The organism is Xenorhabdus sp. SGI246 (assembly GCF_040838225.1).
GTDB lineage: Bacteria > Pseudomonadota > Gammaproteobacteria > Enterobacterales > Enterobacteriaceae > Xenorhabdus > Xenorhabdus indica.
Genome location: NZ_JBFPEZ010000016.1, coordinates 1 through 18,467, shown reverse-complemented (window position 1 = coordinate 18,467; position 18,467 = coordinate 1). Strand labels below are relative to the sequence as shown.

Below are 18,467 nucleotides of genomic sequence, written 5' to 3'. Positions count from 1 at the left end.
TGAGGTGATTTATGGATGCAAATTGTATTAGTTTTTGGGCAATGATCGGAACGTGGTTTGCTGGATTAGCAACTTTTTTCGCCACAATGGTTGCTTTGTACAATGCATCTATTTGGAAAAAGCAGATTATAGAAAGTGAAAAGACTCAGATAATTACAACATTGTCTAAATATCTTATGAACTTAGAAGATATCAAAGATAAAGAAGAAAATGATAGCACGTGGACACAATTAAAAGAAAATTATGATCTTCTAATACCGCAGTTTTTATCATTAAAAACAGCTTTGTTACTTAGAAAAAAAGCAAGTAACGTAGTCAACAAGTACAATGAATATACTCAATGTTTTAAGTTCAATCATGAAAGTTATATGGATGAATCTACCTCAGTGGAAAATCAGATAAAGGTTACTACAGAATTAATGGGTAATATCTTAAAATTAGGAAACTAACCACCTTCGGGTGGTTTTTGCTTTATGGAGGTCAGGACATGCCACCCCGCATCCCCCGTGCCTGTCGCAAGTCAGGTTGCCCCAAGACCACCACCGATCGCAGCGGCTACTGTCCTGACCACCTGCACATGGGCTGGCAGTATCACCAGCAGGGCAAGAGCCGACACCAACGCGGCTATGGCAGTCAATGGGATAAGCCAAAGACACGAGTTAAACAACGGGATAACTCTCTGTGCCAGCACTGCTTACGTCAGGGGCGAGGCGTTACGGGTACTACCGTTGACCATATCCAACCGAAAGCCCACGGTGGCACCAATGCGTTAAGTAACCTGCAATTGTTGTGTGATGCCTGCCATCGGCAGAAAACCGCGGTGGAGCGATTGCGAAGATATTAATTTTCAATTGTCACCATTGCAGATGTCATCGTTACAGGGGAGGGGCGGATCAAATCCCTGCCACTCTCGCCCTTAAGGACCGCCGCCTTGGGTCTTTTTTTATACCCGCGAAAAATGAAATTTAAATCGGGTGATTTTGTTCGCTATTTTGGACGGTTTTTCTGACTACGGGAGGTGCTGCGTATGGCGGGAACGGCGGGTAAATCCGGTCGTCGCCCCAAGCCGACGGCACGCAAAGCACTGGCTGGTAATCCGGGCAAGCGCAAGCTGAATCGGGATGAACCGGCTTTTACTCCATTGACCAGCGTTTCACCGCCGGACTGGTTTACCGAATGTGAAATGCCGCTGGCAGAGGTGATGTGGGCACTGACCAGCAAGGAGTTATGCGCTCAAGGGTTACTGTGCGTGACCGACCTCGCGGTGCTGGAACGCTGGTGTGTGGCGTATCAGTTCTGGCGCAATGCGGTGATCAATATCGCCCGGCAGGGCAATACCGTGACCGGTGCAACCGGCGGCCCGATTAAAAATCCGGAGCTGACCGCCAAAAAAGAGCAACAGTCTGAAATGGATACCACCGGCTCAATGTTGGGACTCGATCCGAGCAGCCGTCAACGCCTGATTGGGGCCGCGGGTCAGGCCAAAACGGACAATCCGTTTATGAGGATGATTGCATCATGAGCCGCAAATCCTACCTGAATGTCAATGCGGCGAATCAGTACGCTCGTGATGTGGTGCGCAATAAAATTGAAGCTGGTCGTTATGTCAGGGAAGCCTGTCAGCGACATCTGGATAATCTGGCTCAGGAAAAGAGCAAGCTGTTCAAATACCGGTTTGATAAGGATCTAGCGGAGCAGGCGGCGAAATTTATTCAACTATTGCCGCACACCAAAGGTGAATGGGCCTTTAAACGGATGCCGATCACACTGGAGCCGTGGCAGTTATTTATTGTCTGCTCGGCCTTTGGCTGGGTGCATAAAGGCAGTCGGTTACGCCGCTTTCGGGAAGTGTATACCGAAATTCCCCGTAAAAATGGCAAGTCTGCGATTTCTGCCGGGGTGGCTCTCTATTGTTTTACCTGCGATGACGAATTCGGTGCGGAAGTCTATTCCGGCGCGACCACGGAGAAGCAGGCGTGGGAAGTGTTTCGACCTGCGCGATTGATGTGCAAGCGCACGCCGCTGTTGACCGAGGCGTTCGGCATTGAAGTGAATGCTGCCAATATGAATCGCCCGGCAGATGGTGCCCGGTTTGAGCCGCTGATCGGCAATCCCGGAGACGGTCAGTCACCCAGTTGTGCGATTGTGGATGAATACCATGAGCATGATAGCGACGATTTGTATACCACGATGCTGACAGGAATGGGCGCACGACGTCAGCCGTTGATGTGGGCGATCACCACGGCAGGTTACAACATTGAAGGGCCGTGTTATGACAAGCGGCGCGAAGTGATTGATATGCTGTCCGGCAATGTACCTAACGAAGAGTTGTTCGGCGTAGTCTATACCGTGGACGAAGGCGATGACTGGACCTCACCGGCAGTGTTACGCAAAGCCAACCCCAATATGGGTGTCTCAGTCTATGCCGATTTCCTGTTGAGCCAGCAACAACGCGCCTTGAATAATCCACGTTTAGCCAGCGTATTCAAGACCAAGCACCTCAATATCTGGGTGTCGGCGCGGGAGGCGTATTTCAATATGGTGAACTGGAAACAGTGCGAAGACACCTCACTGACGCTGGCGCAGTTCGAGGGTCAGCCCTGTTTTCTGGCCTTTGACCTGGCCCGCAAGCTGGACATGAACAGCATGGCGCGGCTCTTTGTCCGTGAGATTGACGGCAAACGGCATTTCTACAGTATTGCCCCACGTTTTTGGGTGCCGTATGACACGGTTTACAGCGTGGAGCAGAACGAAAATCGCCGCAGTGCTGAGCGTTTCCAGAAATGGGTAGAAATGGATCTGCTGATCGTGACTGAGGGGGCAGAGGTTGATTACCGCTACATTCTTGAAGAGGCCAAACTGGCCTGTCACCTGAACCCGGTTAATGAAGCCCCGATTGACCCCTTTGGCGCCACTGGTTTATCGCATGCACTGGCGGATGAGGGGATTAACCCGATCATCATTAGCCAGAATTTCACCCATATGAGCGATCCGATGAAAGAGCTGGAAGCGGCGATCCAATCCGGGCGTTTTCATCATGACGGTAACCTCATTATGTCCTGGTGTATCGGCAATGTGGTGGGGAAAACGATGGGTGGCAATGATGACATTGTGCGCCCGATTAAAGAGCATAAAGACAGCAAAATTGACGGCGCAGTCGCACTGATTATGGCGATGGGGCGGGCGATTTTGCACGAAGCTCCCAGCCTCTCCGATCACTTGATCTTCCACGGTGTTCGTTCACTCTGAGATTTTTTTATGAAATTACTAATGATGACTGCCCTGCTGGTTGGGCTGGCAGGTGGTACTCTGCTGTCTTACGGCGCCGGGCTGCTGTTACCGGCTGCCGGGTTTATGGTGGCGGGCAGCCTGTGTCTTGGCTGGTCGTATTGGGTCTCACGTATGTTGAGTCAGACATCGGATAAGGAGGCCTGATGTTTTTTCCCGGATTATTTCGTAAATCCACCGGATCCCTGACGTCCCGTGATTTAAGTGAACTGATTGGACTGTCCTATGACACCTGCAGCGGGCGGCGGGTCAGCCCACAACTTGCGATGCAGCTCACTGCGGTGTTCAGTTGTGTGCGGGTGTTGGCGGAATCGGTCGGCATGTTGCCCTGTGCGTTGTATGAGCAACTGGAGCGCGGCAATCAACGGGCAACCCGTGAACGATTGTATAAGTTGCTATCGGTGAAACCCAACAACTATATGACGCCGCAGGAGTTCTGGGAGCTGCTGATTGCCTGCCTGTGTCTGCGCGGGAATTTCTATGCCTACAAAGTGAAAGTGCTCGGGGACGTGGTGGAATTGTTACCCCTCGATCCGGGCTGTGTGGTCGCCAAACTGAACAAGGACTGGCAGCCGGACTATCAGGTAACGTTCCCGAACGGCGAGAACCGGAGGCTGACGCAGGATGAACTCTGGCATGTGCGCATTTTTACACTGGATGGTCTGACTGGATTAAGCCCGATCACCTATGCGCGGCAAGCGATTGGGCTGGGGCTGGCCACCGAAGAGCACGGTTCCCGGTTGTTCGGTAACGGCGCTGTCACCAGTGGTGTCCTGCAAACGGATCAGGCATTGAAAGACGAGGCCTATCAACGTCTGAAAACGGATTTTGAAGCGCGCCATCAGGGACTGGTCAACGCCCATAAGCCGATGATTTTAGAAATGGGGCTGAAATGGCATCAAATCAGTCTGTCTGCCGAAGATGCGCAGTTTCTGGAAACCCGCAAATTTCAGCTGGAGGAAATCTGCCGCATCTTCCGGGTGCCGTTGCATATGGTGCAGAACACCGACCGTGCCACCTTTAACAACATCGAGAATCTGGGGATCGGGTTTATTAATTACTCGCTGGTGCCTTACCTCACCCGCATTGAACAGCGTATCAATGCCGGGCTGGTCAACACTGCTAAACAGGGGCGATTCTACGCCAAATTCAATACTGGTGCTCTGTTGCGTGGCGATATGAAATCCCGCTTTGAAGCCTACGCCACCGGTATTAACTGGGGCATTTATGCGCCGAATGAATGCCGGGAGCTGGAAGAACTGAATCCTCGCGAGGGCGGTGATATTTATCTGACGCCGATGAATATGACGACCAACCCGGAGAATGCGACCAAACAATCCCAAACGGAGGAAAAACCTCATGCCGATGATCACCAAACAACGGCTTGATATGCCCCTGAAAATCAAGTCGGTCAGCGATGCCGGCGAGTTTGAGGGCTATGGCTCGGTGTTCGGACTCAAAGACAGTGCCGACGACATTGTGTTACCCGGTGCGTTTGCCAAGACGCTGAAACACTGGGGTGAAAAAGGCGGCCTGCCTGCGTTGCTCTGGCAGCACCGCATGGATGAACCCATCGGGATTTATACCGACATGAAAGAAGACGAGACCGGGCTGTATCTCAAAGGGCGATTGCTGATTGAGGCTGATCCGCTGGCAAAACGGGCGCATGCCCATATGAAAGCGGGTTCACTCTCCGGCCTGTCCATCGGCTACACCCTGAAAGACGGGGAATATGACCGGACAAAACAGGCTTTTTTACTGAAAGAGCTCGATTTATGGGAAGTCAGTCTGGTGACCTTTCCCGCCAACGAGGATGCCCGGGTGAGCAACGTCAAATCGGCCTTTGCCCGGGGGGCTATCCCTAATCCCTGCCGTATTGAACGGGTTCTGCGCGATGTTGGACTCTCCCATACTCAGGCCAACGCGTTTATGGCAGAGGGCTACGGAGCCTTGTCTGTGCGTGACGCCGAAACTGTGTCGGCATTGGCTGCCCTGAAATCATTACATTTTAACTAACCGGAGTGTTTTATGCCGATTGAAGTGAAAGACGTACAACAGGTTGCGCAGGAAATTCAGCAGCGTTTCGACGAGTTCAGACAGAAGAACGATCAGCGTATTGAGGCCATCGAGGCTCAGAAAGGTAAGTTGTCCGAGCAGGTGGATACCCTGAACGGCAAATTGTCTGAGCTGGACAGTCTGAAATCCGCGCTGGAAGCCGAGCTGACGGCGCTGAAACGCCCGGCGGGTGGCAGCAGTTCACCGGCTGTCAGTGAGCATAAAGCGGCATTTTCCCAGTTTATCCGCAAGGGTAAGGAAGACGGGCTGGCAGAGTTGGAGCAAAAAGCGATGCAGACCACGGTCGATCCGGATGGCGGCTATGCCGTGCCGGAGGAGTTGGATCGCAATATCATCACTGCCCTGAAAGAGGAGGTGGTGATGCGTGCCGAGTGTCATGTGATCTCGGTTGGCAACCCGAACTTTAAACGATTGATCAATCAGGGGGGCGTTAATAGTGGCTGGGTAGGCGAAACCGATGAACGTCCGGGAACTCAAACGCCGAAGCTGGCCCCCATCGAACCGACCTGGGGTGAAATCTACGGCAACCCTGCCGCGACCCAGACCATGCTGGATGATGCCTTTTTCAATGTGGACGCCTTTATCTCGTCGGAACTGACACAGGAATTTGCCGGGCAGGAAGAAAGCGCCTTTACCCACGGAGACGGCAAAAACAAACCGAAAGGCTTACTGGCCTACGGCAGTGATGGACAGGAAGACAAAGCCCGTAAATGGGGCACACTACAGCATCTGTTGCTGAAAAAGCCGACCGAGGTCACCGCCGATGAAATTATGCAGCTGATCTATACCCTGCGTAAACCGTACCGCACCGGCGCGAAGTTCATGATGAATAACAACCTGCTGTTTCAGGTACGCACCTTAAAAGACAGTCAGGGCAATTACCTGTGGCAGCCGGGTCTGCAACTGGGGCAACCCTCTGCACTGCTGGGCTACGGTATTGCGGAAAACGAACAGTTTGCGGATTTGGGCGCCGGTGCGGTGCCGGTAGCGTTCGGTAACTTCAAACGCTGCTATACCATTTTGGATCGTCTCGGGGTGCGCATGTTACGTGACCCGTACACGCACAAGCCGTTTATTCACTTCTACACCACCAAACGGGTCGGTTCTCTGCTGGTGGACAGCAACGCGGTGAAACTGTTGAAAGCCGCAGAAGGTAAGGCCTAATTATCAGGAGTTCCTATGCCTTTTCCTCCCCTTGAGCTGCTCCGGCAGCAGTGCCGACTCGACAGTGATAACCATAGCGAAGATGATTTATTAAACACCTATTCCCGCGCCGCCATCAAACGAGCAGAAAGTTACCTGAATCGCCATCTGTATGAGGATTCAGTGCCGGAGGATGATCCTGACGGCCTGCTCGTCACCGACGATGTGACACTGGCGATTATGCTGACGGTGGGGTTCTGGTACGACAACCGGGAGGCCCAGTCATTGCCGCTGGGCTTTCAGGTTTTGCTAGAGCCCTATCGTTTTATTCCGTTATAGGGGAATACCGATGAAAGCAGGAGAACTGCGTCATCGCATCCGGTTATTTCGCCCGGTTATCCATCGGGACGAACTGGGTTCAGAAACGTTCAGCCACAGTGATGTCGTCACTGTCTGGGCAAAAGCCGAAGCGGTATCCAACCGAAAGATCCGTACTGCCGGGCAACAGCAGGTGATCGAGGTACAGCAATTTACCGTCAGACCCCGGAGTGATATCCAACCGGGCTGGCTGATTGAACATCAGGAAAGGCGGTTCACGGTGCGTGCTGTTGACCGTAATCGTGCTGACCGCACGATAATAACCACAGAGGCAGATGTACGTCATGATTGAACTTGAATTGAAAGCTGATTTAGAACGGTTAACAGGCCTGCCGGTTTACCCGCTGATCTTGCCGTCAACGGTATTAGAGGGCGTGACCTACCAGCGTATCAGCGATCCCCGCTTGATTGTCGGGCTGGTGGCCTCGCCATTAATTGAAGCCCGTTTCCAAATCAGCATTATGGTGCTGAACGATTACACCCAAGCGCTGCGACTGGAAGCGAAAATCCGTTCTGCGTGGGAAGCCGTGCAGCATGGCCTGCTCGGCCGTTATCCGGTGCAAACCGTTTCACGCGGGATGTTGCAGCAGGAAGTAGAAGAGTTGACCGAAAATCGCAAGCGTTACCGTATCACACGGGACTTTATCATCACTTACACGGAGAAGCCGGCATGATCACGGCACACACAACGGGATGGGCCGCGCTGGGGCGTCAATTGCAGGCACTGGATACCGCTCTTCAGACCGACATCATGCGAAAAGCCGGTAAAAAGGCGATGCAGATTGTACAGGAAGATATGCAGGCCCATGCCGGTTACGACAAGCACAGTCACACCGCGCATTTGCGGGACAATATTCACATTCGCACGACAAAATCGACGAAATATTCGGGCGGCGTGATGATCACGGTTGGCCCGGCGAAAGCCCACCGAATAAAAGCCCTGGCGCAGGAAATGGGGACGGTCAAACAGGTAGCGAGACCGTTTATCCGTCCGGCGCTGGATTACAACAAAACCGCTGTTATCAAGGTGCTCACACAGGAAATTCGTGATGCACTGGCCGATTACAGCCAATAAGACAGGAGTTAATTTTATGGCAACCTCCTCACCGGAATATGCCGTCTTGCCGGCAGGGACCTTGGTCAAGTTCGGCAAACCCGGCGACAGCGTGGCGCAGATGAAACCCCTCATCAATTGCAAAGCACTGGGGGCCACGGGACTGACGGGCAGTTTTGTTGATTGCACCACCTTGGTGGATACGAATAAACAGTTTATCTCTGATATGCCGGAAGGCCCGGAAAAATCCCTCGGCTTTATCGATGACCCGACGAACGCAGATTTTGTCTCTTTCCTGAATGCGGCGGAACAGCACGAAACGGTGCAGTTTTATCTTGCTCTGCCGAATCAACGTACCGCCACGATGATACTGGCGCTGTCCGGCTGGGAAATGAACGACATTAACGCGCCGGCGAGTGAAGTGATTCAAATCACCGTCAAAGGCAAACAAAACAACCTTGTCTGGGGTATCGCGGACAAGAAAACAGGAGTTACCCAATGAACGCATTGAAAGCGGCTTTACTCACCCCGCGCCCGCAGATTAAAGCGGTTGAACTGTTTGGCATTAACGTTAATCTGCGCCGAATGACCGCGCTGGAACTCTTAGATGTGGAAGAAAAAGCCGAAAAATTCAGTGAAGCGGGAGATGGGCGTGAAGCCTCCCGCCTGAATATCCAGATGGTGTTGGATTGTCTGGTGGATGACAAAGGTAAACCGATCCCGGCGAATGAGCTGCCCACGGCAGATGAATTGATGGCTATCCATGATAACGCCACCCTGATTGACGCGATCCAGACCGTGAAGCGCCATTCCATTGGTACGCTGGAGGAGGCCGAAAAAAACTAACCCGCTCGCCGTGGCTGCACTTTGCTTTTACACTGGCGGAGCAACTCGGAGAAATTGACCCTTATCGCATCCTGTCTTTACCGGCCTCGACACTCAACGAGTGGCAGGCCTATTACCGATTGAAAAACCGTAAACAGCCGGACAATCTCTCTACTGACCCAGTCTCCGTTCCCCGTGATACGGTGCAGGCGCAGTGTGATGCGGTGATGAAATTATTAGGTTAAGTTATGGCGAATTTATCTACCCTGACGGTGGGCTTGCTGGTCAATGCGACGTCGTTCAAATCCCAGATGAGGGACGCTTACCGCTATGCCGGGCGGGAGTCTGAACGCTTCACCGATAAAACTGTATCGGACACGAAAAAGGCCAAAAAGGCGTACAGTTCACTGGCGTCACACATCAAATCGGTTTCCGGACAACTGGCGTTACTGGCAGGCACGGGTTTTTCACTGAATACCGTGATGGCTCATACCCGCAAATACGGGCAGGCGCTGTCTGACCTGTCCGCCATTACCGGCGCAACGGGCGAACAACTCAAGAAACTGGATGAAAACGCCCAACGGCTGGGGCGTACCACTGAGTTCGGGGCGACCGGCATTGCACAGGCGCTGAAACTGATGGCCTCGGCCAAACCGGAGTTGCTCAAAAGCACCGAGCAACTCACCCAAGCCACTGAGAAAGCGGTCATACTGGCGCAGGCATCCGGGATTGATTTGCCGGAGGCCACCCGTGCACTGGCGTTATCACTCAACCAGTTCGGTGCCAGTGCCGCACAAGCCGATCGCTTTATTAATGTACTGGCAGCCGGCGCGAAATACGGTGCTTCCGAAATTAACGAGACGGCTCAGGCCATTAAAAATGGCGGGACGGTCGCCGCACAAGCCGGGATCAGTTTTGAAGAACTGGGCGCGGCGATCCAGATACTGGCGGAGCGCGGCATCAAAGGCGGCGAAGCAGGCATTGCGATCCGTAATGTGATACTGGCATTGGAGCGTTCCACCGATAAAAAACTGAAACCATCGGTGGTGGGTTTGTCGTCAGCCTTGGGATACCTGACCCGTCAGAACCTGTCTACCGCACAGGCAGTCAAACTGTTCGGTCGGGCGAATGTCAGTGCCGCGTCGAATCTGGTCACCGGGCGGGAAAAACTGGAAGCACTGACCCAAGCCCTGACCGGGACGCAGGTCGCCTATGAGCAAGCCAGCGCCCGGGCGAATAACCTTGGTGCCGATTTGGATGTACTGACCCGCGCCTTTGAAGGGATGGCGGTGAAAATCGGGCAAAGTGCCGATGGTCCATTACGTACTGGCGTGCAGGGAGCAACCACGGCGATTAATGCGCTGTCCGAGAATTTTAATTGGGTGGCCAGTGTGGCATTGCATACGTTCATTCCGGTGGTCGCCACCAAGCTGACCGCGGGATTGCGTGAAAATATGACAGCATGGCGATCCACCGAAAAAACGGCTCGAGATGCGGCAAAACAGCAGGCTGAAACCGCCAAACGCACCCTTGAACAGACCAATGCCACGCTGCGTTCAACAGAAGTTCAGGGCAGGCACATTCAATATCTGGAAAGAACCAATCGTTTGCACGGCCTTTCCATCAATTATGCGAAAGAAAAAAGCACCCTGATCCGGCAGGAAACCGAAGCCCTTAAATTGCAAACACAGGCAACAGGACAACTTGAAGCAGCTAACCGTCGGCTGTCTTATTCCTATCGGGCATTATCTGCCGCTGGAGGATTTGCCCGTGGCGCGCTTGCCATGATGGGTGGGCCATTTGGTACAGCCATGCTGGCGGGTTCTGCTCTGTATGGGTTATATAACGCCAGCGTCCAAGCCAGAGAGGGATTAAGGCACTTAAAGGATGAAACCGTTGAAACTGTGGCTGAACTGCAACGGCTTTCCAGCATTAAGGTGGAAGTCGAGCTGGATAAGACTGACGATGATATCAACCATCTGAAAGCAGAACTCAGGCAGATTGATAGCCAACTGGAACGGTATTCTCAAACCCGTATCAAGCACTTAGAAAATCGCCAAAAAGGGTTCTTACGTTTTCTTTATGAAGACCCCAAAGAAGTTGAAAAGCAAGGCCGGGTCTTACTCAGTCGACGAGAAGATATTCTCAAAGGAATAGAAAAGAAAACCGCCAGAAAGAAAAACCTACAGGCAACCTCGGCCGCCGGTCTCTTTGACCAGCCCCCGCCTGAGCCGCCAAACCCCACAGGTTACGGCACGGAGAGTCCATGGACAGGTCAGGATCTTACGAACGAGGAGAAACAGGGCAAACAATCACTTACCCTTTACCAGCAGTTACGCAAGGAAATTGAGCAGACCCATGCCACCAGCCTGGAGCGTATCCGGCTCAGCGAAAAAGAGATGCGGGGTAAGATCCATGATGTTGGCAAATCGGGTATCGCTTCGGACAGTGAGCTTCAGCGCTTAAACATCCTCAATGCTGAAAATCACCAAAAACAGCGGCTGGAACTGGCAGAAAAATATTCCCCAGCTGCCGCATTGCGCCGGCAGGAAAAAGACGCCAGTGCAGAACTGAAAGCGCTGTACAGCGAACGGTTATTGACTGAACAGGAATACCTGTGCGCCAGTAAAATGTTGTATCAAACGTCGGTGAAAGACACATTAGCGGAACAGGCAAAACAAATTTCGGCTCCGCGTTTAGAGATGGCCGGCGAGGTGGATCCGGTTGTGCAACTGCAAAATCAGCTGACTGAGCAACAAGCGCTCTATGACAGTTACTACCGCAATGGGCTTATCAGTAAAGAACGTCATGAACAGTTAATGACCGCTGCGGCTCATCGTGCCAAAGAGGCGCAATTGGCTGCCGCCAAGGATTTATACGCCTCACAGGGGGATTTCCAGAAAATGCAGATGAACCTGCTGGATGTGGTTGAGCAACGTACGGGTAACGCCTTAACCGGCATGTTGACGGGGACAAAATCCTTTTCGGAATCGATGCGGGAATTATCCGCATCATTGGCGCAATCCATCATTCAGGATTTAATTCGCATTGCAGTACAGGCACTGCTCACCAAAGCAATCTCCGGTTTTTTCGGTGGCGCGATGGGTAACATGGGCGCCAGTGCATTGTCCTCAGCCGGTGGTGGAATGTCTTCAATTGGTTCGGGTACCACCATCACGCCGGATGTCTGGAAAAGCCCAATCCCCTTATCTAATGCCAAAGGAGGTGTTTATCAATCGGCAGATTTAAGCCAATACAGTGGGCAGGTGGTCAGCCAACCGACCCTGTTTGCGTTTGCCAAAGGGGGCGGGGTGATGGGGGAAGCCGGACCGGAAGCGATTTTACCCTTAAAACGGGGGACTGACGGTAAGCTGGGCGTTCAGGCCACCGGCAGTACGGGTAACCAAACCTTTAACTCCGTTCATATCGTGATCCACTCTGAGGGCACTCACGACACGAAAACCTCGAGTGGTGCAGAATCTGCGGGGCAGGATATCGCGAAATACGTCGATCAGCGTTTCAAATTTTTACTGCATAAAAGTCTCAGCCAGGGAGGGGAACTCAGTGCGGCGATTAAAGGAGGCCGATGATGATAAAAACCTTTAATTTTCCGGCCAGAGTGGGGGCGAGTGGCGAGTTTGAGCCGATTGTACGCGCTGTCCAGTTCGGTGATGGCTATAAACAAATGTCAGGCGATGGGATCAACACGCAGCGCGAAAGTTGGCCGTTGTCTTTTGTCGGAGTACGGTCTGACATCCAGCCGATTATCGCTTTTCTGCGTGAGCATCAGGGCTGGCGCTCATTTAAATGGCGTAATCCGTTATCGGAACTGGGGCTGTATCAGGCGGGAAAATTCACTGTTCAGGCCTATGGCGCTTATTTCACCCTCTCCGTGACCTTCACCCGTATTTATCATCCGTAAGCGATTTCATTATGACTATCAATACCACACTTCAGCGGCTTGAGCCGGGGAGTAAAATTGTCTTATTTACTGTCGATGGCTCGGCATTTGGTGGGCCAATCTTGTTCTTTCATCATCACCCGATCCCGTATTCCGAGGCCGAACTGGAACATAGCGGGCATGTCCCGGTGAAATCCCTCTGGTGGCAGGGTATCGAATACAAACCGTGGCCCGTCAGCATCGAAGGGCTGGAAGTGACCGGCGATGGCCGGGCGGTCACACCGACCCTTAATGTGGCCAATCTGGACGGTACGCTCAGTGCCTTGTGTCTGGCGTATCAAAACATGGTGCAGGCGCGGGTCACAATCCGCCTGACTTTTGCCCATTATCTGGATGCCCGTAATTTCCCGGATGGCAACCCGCAAGCTGACCCGACGCAGGAAAAAATCGATGTTTTCTACATCGACAGCAAAACTCAGGAAGATAACGAAACTATCCAGTTTTCGCTCTCTTCTCCCGCCGATTTACAGGGGATTAAAATCCCGACCCGGCAAATTCACAGCCTGTGTACATGGTGCATCCGTGGGCAGTATCGCCAGTCACCGTGTGGCTATACCGATCCCCGTTATTTTACTGAACGGGGCAAACCGACCGATGATCCGGCCCTGGATGCCTGTGGAGGATTAATGAGCGACTGTAAAAAACGCTTTGGTGATACAGCACAATTACCGTTTGGCGGCTTTCCCGGCTCGGCATTATTAAGGCGGTAACCATGACAATACTGCGAAAAACCACGACCCGCGCCATCATGGCACACGCCCAAGCGGCTTATCCGAATGAAGGTTGCGGGCTGGTTATTCAACAGGGCCGACGGCAGCGTTATGTGCCCTGTCGCAATACCGCGTCGTCACCTACAGTGCAGTTCCTTATTCATCCAGCGGATTATGCGGCTGCCGAAGACCAAGGGGCGATTGTTGCCATTGTTCATAGCCACCCCGACGCGACGACACAACCGAGCCAGCTCGATATCGCCCAGTGTGACCTGTCACAACTCCCGTGGGTGATTGTTTCGTGGCCGGAAGGCGATAGCCGTACTCTGATGCCCCTGGCAGGCATTAAGCCCTTAATCGGTCGCCCGTTCGTGCACGGTATCTGGGATTGTTATGCCATCGTGCGTGATTGGTACCAACTGGAGCGAATGCTTGAACTGCCGGATTTTGAACGCACGGATGGCTGGTGGGATCGGGGCGAAAATCTGTATATGAAACAGTATGCTGAAGCTGGATTTATTGCGTGTCGGGGGGAATTACAAACAGGGGATGTGATCATTATGCAGGTGCAGGCCAGTGAACCCAATCATGCCGGGATTTATCTGGGTGACGGCCTGATGTTACACCATTTGTACGGTCAGCTCAGTAAGCGAGAGCCCTATCATGGCTACTGGCAGGAACGCACCATCATCACCTTACGTCACTCATCCGCGTCGGCGGATTTTTTGTTGAGGGAAGTCACATCATGAACACATTACGAACCGTGCGGCTTTACGGTGTACTCGGTACCCGCTTCGGGCGAGTGCATCAACTGGCGGTTTCTACTCCGCAGGAAGCCATCCGGGCATTATCCGTGCTGATTAAAGGATTTGAACGCTTCCTGCTGACCGCCAAAGAACAGGGACTGACTTTTGCCGTATTTAACGGAAAACGCAATCTCAGCCGGGAAGAGCTGGGGTTTTCCGGGCAGGACGCTATCCGGATTGCCCCGATGATTATCGGCAGCAAAAATGCCGGTGTTTTCCAGACCATTCTGGGCGCGGTGATGGTGGTGGCCGGGGCATTTTTGTGGGCGACGCCGTTTGGTGCACCAATGGTGATGTCCGGGGTGGGTATGATGCTGGGGGGCGTGGTGCAAATGCTCTCGCCGATGCCGGGCGGGCTGGCCCGGCGCGAAGATCCCGATAACAAACCGTCCTATGCGTTCGGGGGACCGGTGAATACCGTTGCACAGGGCAATCCGGTACCCATCGGTTATGGCCGACGCCGTATTGGCGGGGCCATTATTTCAGCGGGTATCTATGCGGAAGACCAACAATAGCAGGCAGAGGATGAAAGATGGAAAAGCAGCCCATACAAGGGAACAAAGGTGGCAGACAGCAGCCGCGTACCCCGGTGGAAGCACCGGATTCCCTGCAATCGACTTCCTACACCAAAATTCTCCTTGCCCTCGGTGAAGGGGAATTTGCGGGCGAGCTGGATGGCCGGCGTATTTTTCTGGATAACACGCCGCTTATCGGCGCTGACGGTACGCCCAATTTTGAAGGGGTCAAATGGGAATTTCGTCCCGGCACACCCCATCAGGCGTATATCCCCGGTATGCCAGCGGTCGAAAATGCCCGCACCGTCAGTGCTGAACTGGTCAGTACGTGGGTGACGACGGTCACCAATATTCAGTTATCAGCAGTTCGCCTGCGGTTATCGTGGCCCCAGTTGCAACAGCAAAAAGACAATGGCGACACGGTGGGCTATCGCATTGAATATGCCATTGACCTCGCCACCGATGGCGGGGCTTTTAAGGAAATCCTGAAAACCGCCGTTGATGGCAAAACCACCACGAAATACGAACGTTCCCATCGGGTGGATTTACCTGCCGCTCATTCGGGCTGGCAGGTGCGCCTTCGGCGGCTGACGCCAAAACAGACCAGCAACCGGATCGCCGATGCGATGGTGGTGGAAGCCATTACCGAGGTGATCGACGCCAAATTGAGTTATCCCGAAACGGCCCTGTTATTTGTTCAGTTTGATGCCAAACAGTTTCGCAACATCCCGCAAATCACCTGTGAACCCAAGATGCGCATCATCCGTGTGCCCGCCAATTATGACCCGGCACGTCGCCGTTATTACGGTAGCTGGGATGGCACCTTCCAATGGGCATGGAGCGACAACCCGGCTTGGGTGCTGTATGACCTGATGATCAATGACCGGTTCAGTATTGGCACTCGGGTGAAAACGGAGAACCTGACGCAGGCAAAATGGGATCTGTATAGCATCGCACAATATTGCGATCAGACGGTGCCGGATGGTGAAGGCGGTGGAGAGCCGCGATTCACCTGCAATGTCTATATCCAGTCACAGGAAGATGCCTGGGCGGTGTTGCGTGACATTGCGGGGATCTTCCGGGGGATGACGTTCTGGGCCAATAACAGCATGAATGTGCTGGCGGATATGCCCCGTGACAGGGATTATCTCTTTACGGGTGCCAATGTGCGTGACGGCAAATTCACCTATGCCAGTGCCAGCGAGAAAACCCATTACTCCACCGCCATGGTGAGTTGGTCCGATCCGCAGAACGGCTATCAGGATGCGATTGAACCGGTATTTGAACACCACCTGATACGCCGCTATGGTATCCGGCAGGCCGACATCACGGCTATCGGTTGTACGAGTCAGAGTGAAGCTATCCGGCGTGGCAAATGGGTGCTGCACACCAATGAACATGACCGAACCGTCACTTTTACTGTCGGGCTGGAGGGGCGTATTCCCCTGCCGGGTTACCTTATCGGCATAGCGGATAATCTGCTGTCAGGAGCCGGGAGAAGTGGGCGTATTCAGGCTGTGCCGAGGCGATATATGCTCACGTTGGATCGGGTGCCATCGGCAAAAACGGGGGACTGGCTGGTCGTCAACCTGCCTTCCGGTAAAACAGGAAAGGATCTCATTACCGCGATCAATGGACAGGACGTTTCCGTGAGTAGCGGTGGCTATGCTTATTCCGATCTTCCGGAGGCGGGGGCCGTCTGGTCCATTGAATCCAGCTATAACGTGGAGCACCCCTTCCGGGTGATGGGGATCAAAGCGGGGGAAGACGGTGTCTCGTTTGACATTACGGCAGTTGAGCATAACCCAGACAAGTATGCACTTATTGACAGGAACACCCGTATTGACGAACGTCCCGTTAGCACCTTTCCGCCCCGTGTTCAGCCGGCACCGAAGCATGTCCGTATCGACAGTGATACGGCGATCAATCAGGGCATTATCACCGCTACATTACAGATCACATGGGATGCCGCCGACAGTGCCGTGGCCTATGACGTCGAATGGCGCAAAGACAATGGCAACTGGATAACGGCTCCCCAGACGACCGCCCGGCGTCTTGAGATACCGAACGTCGATGACGGATGTTATCAGGCGCGAGTCAGGGCGGCGAATGCCGCCGCGATATCCAGTATCTGGGTGAGCACCCGGGATACTCTGCTGGAAAGGTACAACATGCCGCCATTAGAGCCGCAGTCCCTCCGAACTACGCCGCTGCTTTTTGGTCTCCGGCTGGACTGGGACTTTGCCAACCCGACGGTTATTCTGCTGAAAACGGAAATTTGCTACAACAAAAGCGGCGAGGATGACGATACGCTGCAGTTTGCCGATATTGCCTATCCGCAACGCACCTACACGTTGCAGGGGCTGGCAGCGGGGGAGAAACTCTACTTTCGGGCACGGCTGGTGGACAAATCGGGTAACGCTTCTGCGTGGACGCCACTGGTCAGCGGTGCTGCGTCCAATGATATCGGCTGGATAGTGGAGGCCAGTCAGGATCATTTTCTGGACGCAGAAACCGGGCGGCGTTTACAAGAGCAACTCAATGAGCAGGCCCGAGCCGACGTGCGTCACAAGCAGTCTATTGCGGAAAACGCGCAGGCCATTGAGAAACTGCATGACATGCTGAAGGAGCTTAAGCGACGCATACAGTAACTCGATAACGACAGTTTTCGACTCTCATTATTATGGATTCGATTCCCACGGATTGAGGATTGTTACCCCTGTAGACTGAAAATCAGCTACGTTACGCGTGACGACCGTCATACCATGCACAAGTGCCGTCGCCGCAATCAGCGCATCACGATCGCTGCATCTGTCGGGTACGTGCAACCGGGCGCAGCGTTGTGCTACGGCTGTATCGACGGGCAAGGTTCGTTCGGAGAACTCCGGCAAAACATGTTGCTCCAGCCATGCCCGCAGTATGACCCCTTGTGCGGCGTCCTTACGCTCAATCAATAAAATGCCAAGCTCTAACTCCATGATGGTGATGGCGGATACAAAGAGGTCGGCGGCATCGACATTTTCAGCCCATGCCGCCACATTTGGATCCGCCTTTCCAGCCCGAATTTTTCGTAGTTCGGACACCACGTTGGTATCGAGTACGTACATCATGAAAAATCAGCCGGACGGATACCGATAGTCACGCGTGGCGGCTCAAACTCAATATCCGCAACGCCCGGCATCGCCAGTGCATCGGCAATGTTGCGATGCTGCTTGGTCAGCAGCCGGTATTCCTCGATGCTCAACAGCACATGAGCCGGCTTGCCGCGATCGGTGATGAATACGGGGCCGTTCTTGGTTGCTTTCTTCGCGCGGGTAACGTCCTGGTTCAGTTCCCGGCTGGAGAGGGTTGTGATGGTCATGGCAGCACCTCCTACTTTAATTCGCTATAGTAGGTACATTACTACAAGGTGAATAATAGTGCAAATTGTGTTCACTTTTCCATTGTTCTAAATGACAGCGGGTAACATGCCTGTTAGGTTTATTTCTCTCTGGATACTGGGTATACGTCTGTTATTCCAAGCCGATAATCAATAGCAATGGAATACATTCGCTGTCGTTATTTTGCGAGCCGCTTTGCAAAGGCCATTTTTGTCAGTGGCATGTTATTTGGGTGGGGGATAGAGTGGCGGTGAAAATTTCGACGCGGCTTTAACGTGCTAGTAACACGATAAAACCGCTAACCACAAAAACTAGGTTGTGTCCCTTAATT

The 18,467-nt window shown here is 53.1% G+C and carries 22 protein-coding genes; 20 read left to right on the top strand and 2 right to left on the bottom strand.

All coding sequences use genetic code 11. From position 1 onward, the window contains the following. The first annotated feature begins 11 nt into the window (after positions 1 to 11). From ABLA85_RS04180 to ABLA85_RS04085, 20 genes are all read left to right on the top strand, one after another. Complete coding sequence (locus ABLA85_RS04180) at positions 12 to 449, top strand: hypothetical protein (RefSeq protein WP_367961647.1); 438 nt, start codon at positions 12 to 14, stop codon at positions 447 to 449. Positions 450 to 487: 38 nt separating this feature from the next. Then, complete coding sequence (locus ABLA85_RS04175; protein ID WP_367961645.1) at positions 488 to 844, top strand: HNH endonuclease; 357 nt, start codon at positions 488 to 490, stop codon at positions 842 to 844. Positions 845 to 1,027: 183 nt separating this feature from the next. Beyond that, positions 1,028 to 1,522 carry a phage terminase small subunit P27 family gene (locus ABLA85_RS04170; protein WP_367961644.1) on the top strand — a complete coding sequence of 165 codons (495 nt, stop codon included), beginning with the start codon at positions 1,028 to 1,030 and terminating at the stop codon, positions 1,520 to 1,522. Beyond that, positions 1,519 to 3,249, top strand: coding sequence for a terminase large subunit (locus tag ABLA85_RS04165; protein WP_367961643.1), 1,731 nt, complete (start codon positions 1,519 to 1,521; stop codon positions 3,247 to 3,249). The genes ABLA85_RS04170 and ABLA85_RS04165 overlap by 4 nt, the downstream gene beginning before the upstream one ends. A 9-nt stretch (positions 3,250 to 3,258) precedes the next feature. Further along, entirely contained in the window at positions 3,259 to 3,435 is a 177-nt protein-coding gene (locus ABLA85_RS04160; RefSeq protein WP_367961641.1) for a hypothetical protein, read from the top strand. Beyond that, positions 3,435 to 4,676 (top strand): phage portal protein, encoded by a 1,242-nt coding sequence (locus ABLA85_RS04155; protein WP_367961640.1) that lies wholly within the window; start codon positions 3,435 to 3,437, stop codon positions 4,674 to 4,676. The genes ABLA85_RS04160 and ABLA85_RS04155 overlap by 1 nt, the downstream gene beginning before the upstream one ends. Further along, complete coding sequence (locus ABLA85_RS04150; RefSeq protein ID WP_367961886.1) at positions 4,654 to 5,304, top strand: HK97 family phage prohead protease; 651 nt, start codon at positions 4,654 to 4,656, stop codon at positions 5,302 to 5,304. The genes ABLA85_RS04155 and ABLA85_RS04150 overlap by 23 nt, the downstream gene beginning before the upstream one ends. A gap of 12 nt (positions 5,305 to 5,316) precedes the next feature. Beyond that, positions 5,317 to 6,528 carry a phage major capsid protein gene (locus ABLA85_RS04145; RefSeq protein WP_367961637.1) on the top strand — a complete coding sequence of 404 codons (1,212 nt, stop codon included), beginning with the start codon at positions 5,317 to 5,319 and terminating at the stop codon, positions 6,526 to 6,528. Positions 6,529 to 6,543: 15 nt separating this feature from the next. Next, the gene (locus tag ABLA85_RS04140; protein ID WP_367961635.1) at positions 6,544 to 6,846 is read left to right on the top strand and encodes a head-tail connector protein; all 303 of its coding nucleotides are present in this window, start codon (positions 6,544 to 6,546) and stop codon (positions 6,844 to 6,846) included. A 10-nt stretch (positions 6,847 to 6,856) separates the two neighbouring features. Then, positions 6,857 to 7,177, top strand: a complete 321-nt coding sequence (locus ABLA85_RS04135) for a phage head closure protein (protein ID WP_367961633.1) — start codon at positions 6,857 to 6,859, stop codon at positions 7,175 to 7,177. Beyond that, positions 7,170 to 7,559 carry a hypothetical protein gene (locus ABLA85_RS04130; protein ID WP_367961631.1) on the top strand — a complete coding sequence of 130 codons (390 nt, stop codon included), beginning with the start codon at positions 7,170 to 7,172 and terminating at the stop codon, positions 7,557 to 7,559. The genes ABLA85_RS04135 and ABLA85_RS04130 overlap by 8 nt, the downstream gene beginning before the upstream one ends. After that, complete coding sequence (locus ABLA85_RS04125) at positions 7,556 to 7,960, top strand: HK97-gp10 family putative phage morphogenesis protein (RefSeq protein ID WP_367961629.1); 405 nt, start codon at positions 7,556 to 7,558, stop codon at positions 7,958 to 7,960. The genes ABLA85_RS04130 and ABLA85_RS04125 overlap by 4 nt, the downstream gene beginning before the upstream one ends. 16 nt (positions 7,961 to 7,976) lie before the next feature. Further along, positions 7,977 to 8,441: a major tail shaft subunit gene (locus tag ABLA85_RS04120; RefSeq protein WP_047685480.1), complete on the top strand. Its 465-nt coding sequence runs from the start codon at positions 7,977 to 7,979 to the stop codon at positions 8,439 to 8,441. Beyond that, positions 8,438 to 8,785, top strand: coding sequence for a phage tail protein (locus tag ABLA85_RS04115; protein ID WP_367961627.1), 348 nt, complete (start codon positions 8,438 to 8,440; stop codon positions 8,783 to 8,785). The genes ABLA85_RS04120 and ABLA85_RS04115 overlap by 4 nt, the downstream gene beginning before the upstream one ends. A gap of 227 nt (positions 8,786 to 9,012) precedes the next feature. Next, positions 9,013 to 12,354, top strand: coding sequence for a phage tail tape measure protein (locus ABLA85_RS04110; RefSeq protein WP_367961626.1), 3,342 nt, complete (start codon positions 9,013 to 9,015; stop codon positions 12,352 to 12,354). Continuing rightward, a complete protein-coding gene (locus ABLA85_RS04105) occupies positions 12,354 to 12,686 on the top strand; it encodes a phage tail protein (RefSeq protein WP_367961885.1) in 333 nt (110 codons plus the stop codon). Before ABLA85_RS04110 ends, ABLA85_RS04105 begins: the two co-directional genes overlap by 1 nt. An 11-nt stretch (positions 12,687 to 12,697) precedes the next feature. Further along, the gene (locus ABLA85_RS04100) at positions 12,698 to 13,435 is read left to right on the top strand and encodes a phage minor tail protein L (protein ID WP_367961624.1); all 738 of its coding nucleotides are present in this window, start codon (positions 12,698 to 12,700) and stop codon (positions 13,433 to 13,435) included. A gap of 2 nt (positions 13,436 to 13,437) precedes the next feature. Then, on the top strand, positions 13,438 to 14,184 hold the full coding sequence (locus ABLA85_RS04095; protein ID WP_367961623.1) for a C40 family peptidase: 747 nt from the start codon (positions 13,438 to 13,440) through the stop codon (positions 14,182 to 14,184). Next, positions 14,181 to 14,756, top strand: coding sequence for a tail assembly protein (locus tag ABLA85_RS04090; RefSeq protein ID WP_367961621.1), 576 nt, complete (start codon positions 14,181 to 14,183; stop codon positions 14,754 to 14,756). Before ABLA85_RS04095 ends, ABLA85_RS04090 begins: the two co-directional genes overlap by 4 nt. Positions 14,757 to 14,773: 17 nt before the next feature. Next, a complete protein-coding gene (locus ABLA85_RS04085) occupies positions 14,774 to 17,407 on the top strand; it encodes a host specificity protein J (RefSeq protein WP_367961618.1) in 2,634 nt (877 codons plus the stop codon). 30 nt (positions 17,408 to 17,437) lie between these two features. On the opposite strand, the gene ABLA85_RS04080 is transcribed toward ABLA85_RS04085, so the two are convergent. Next, positions 17,438 to 17,863, bottom strand: a complete 426-nt coding sequence (locus ABLA85_RS04080) for a type II toxin-antitoxin system VapC family toxin (protein WP_367961883.1) — start codon at positions 17,861 to 17,863, stop codon at positions 17,438 to 17,440. Continuing rightward, the gene (locus ABLA85_RS04075; RefSeq protein WP_187650731.1) at positions 17,863 to 18,117 is read right to left on the bottom strand and encodes a type II toxin-antitoxin system Phd/YefM family antitoxin; all 255 of its coding nucleotides are present in this window, start codon (positions 18,115 to 18,117) and stop codon (positions 17,863 to 17,865) included. The genes ABLA85_RS04080 and ABLA85_RS04075 overlap by 1 nt, the downstream gene beginning before the upstream one ends. Positions 18,118 to 18,467: the final 350 nt, after the last annotated feature.

Excerpts from the sequence above, each read along its gene's own strand:
- ABLA85_RS04135 (WP_367961633.1), top strand. The coding sequence starts at position 6,857 with ATGAAAGCAGGAGAACTGCGTCATCGCATCCGGTTATTTCGCCCGGTT.
- ABLA85_RS04120 (WP_047685480.1), top strand. The coding sequence starts at position 7,977 with ATGGCAACCTCCTCACCGGAATATGCCGTCTTGCCGGCAGGGACCTTG.
- ABLA85_RS04100 (WP_367961624.1), top strand. The coding sequence starts at position 12,698 with ATGACTATCAATACCACACTTCAGCGGCTTGAGCCGGGGAGTAAAATT.
- ABLA85_RS04130 (WP_367961631.1), top strand. The coding sequence starts at position 7,170 with ATGATTGAACTTGAATTGAAAGCTGATTTAGAACGGTTAACAGGCCTG.
- ABLA85_RS04105 (WP_367961885.1), top strand. The coding sequence starts at position 12,354 with ATGATAAAAACCTTTAATTTTCCGGCCAGAGTGGGGGCGAGTGGCGAG.
- ABLA85_RS04145 (WP_367961637.1), top strand. The coding sequence starts at position 5,317 with ATGCCGATTGAAGTGAAAGACGTACAACAGGTTGCGCAGGAAATTCAG.
- ABLA85_RS04075 (WP_187650731.1), bottom strand. The coding sequence starts at position 18,117 with ATGACCATCACAACCCTCTCCAGCCGGGAACTGAACCAGGACGTTACC.
- ABLA85_RS04085 (WP_367961618.1), top strand. The coding sequence starts at position 14,774 with ATGGAAAAGCAGCCCATACAAGGGAACAAAGGTGGCAGACAGCAGCCG.
- ABLA85_RS04115 (WP_367961627.1), top strand. The coding sequence starts at position 8,438 with ATGAACGCATTGAAAGCGGCTTTACTCACCCCGCGCCCGCAGATTAAA.
- ABLA85_RS04170 (WP_367961644.1), top strand. The coding sequence starts at position 1,028 with ATGGCGGGAACGGCGGGTAAATCCGGTCGTCGCCCCAAGCCGACGGCA.
- ABLA85_RS04125 (WP_367961629.1), top strand. The coding sequence starts at position 7,556 with ATGATCACGGCACACACAACGGGATGGGCCGCGCTGGGGCGTCAATTG.
- ABLA85_RS04110 (WP_367961626.1), top strand. The coding sequence starts at position 9,013 with ATGGCGAATTTATCTACCCTGACGGTGGGCTTGCTGGTCAATGCGACG.
- ABLA85_RS04140 (WP_367961635.1), top strand. The coding sequence starts at position 6,544 with ATGCCTTTTCCTCCCCTTGAGCTGCTCCGGCAGCAGTGCCGACTCGAC.
- ABLA85_RS04080 (WP_367961883.1), bottom strand. The coding sequence starts at position 17,863 with ATGTACGTACTCGATACCAACGTGGTGTCCGAACTACGAAAAATTCGG.
- ABLA85_RS04095 (WP_367961623.1), top strand. The coding sequence starts at position 13,438 with ATGACAATACTGCGAAAAACCACGACCCGCGCCATCATGGCACACGCC.
- ABLA85_RS04150 (WP_367961886.1), top strand. The coding sequence starts at position 4,654 with ATGATCACCAAACAACGGCTTGATATGCCCCTGAAAATCAAGTCGGTC.
- ABLA85_RS04155 (WP_367961640.1), top strand. The coding sequence starts at position 3,435 with ATGTTTTTTCCCGGATTATTTCGTAAATCCACCGGATCCCTGACGTCC.
- ABLA85_RS04165 (WP_367961643.1), top strand. The coding sequence starts at position 1,519 with ATGAGCCGCAAATCCTACCTGAATGTCAATGCGGCGAATCAGTACGCT.
- ABLA85_RS04090 (WP_367961621.1), top strand. The coding sequence starts at position 14,181 with ATGAACACATTACGAACCGTGCGGCTTTACGGTGTACTCGGTACCCGC.
- ABLA85_RS04180 (WP_367961647.1), top strand. The coding sequence starts at position 12 with ATGGATGCAAATTGTATTAGTTTTTGGGCAATGATCGGAACGTGGTTT.
- ABLA85_RS04175 (WP_367961645.1), top strand. The coding sequence starts at position 488 with ATGCCACCCCGCATCCCCCGTGCCTGTCGCAAGTCAGGTTGCCCCAAG.
- ABLA85_RS04160 (WP_367961641.1), top strand. The coding sequence starts at position 3,259 with ATGAAATTACTAATGATGACTGCCCTGCTGGTTGGGCTGGCAGGTGGT.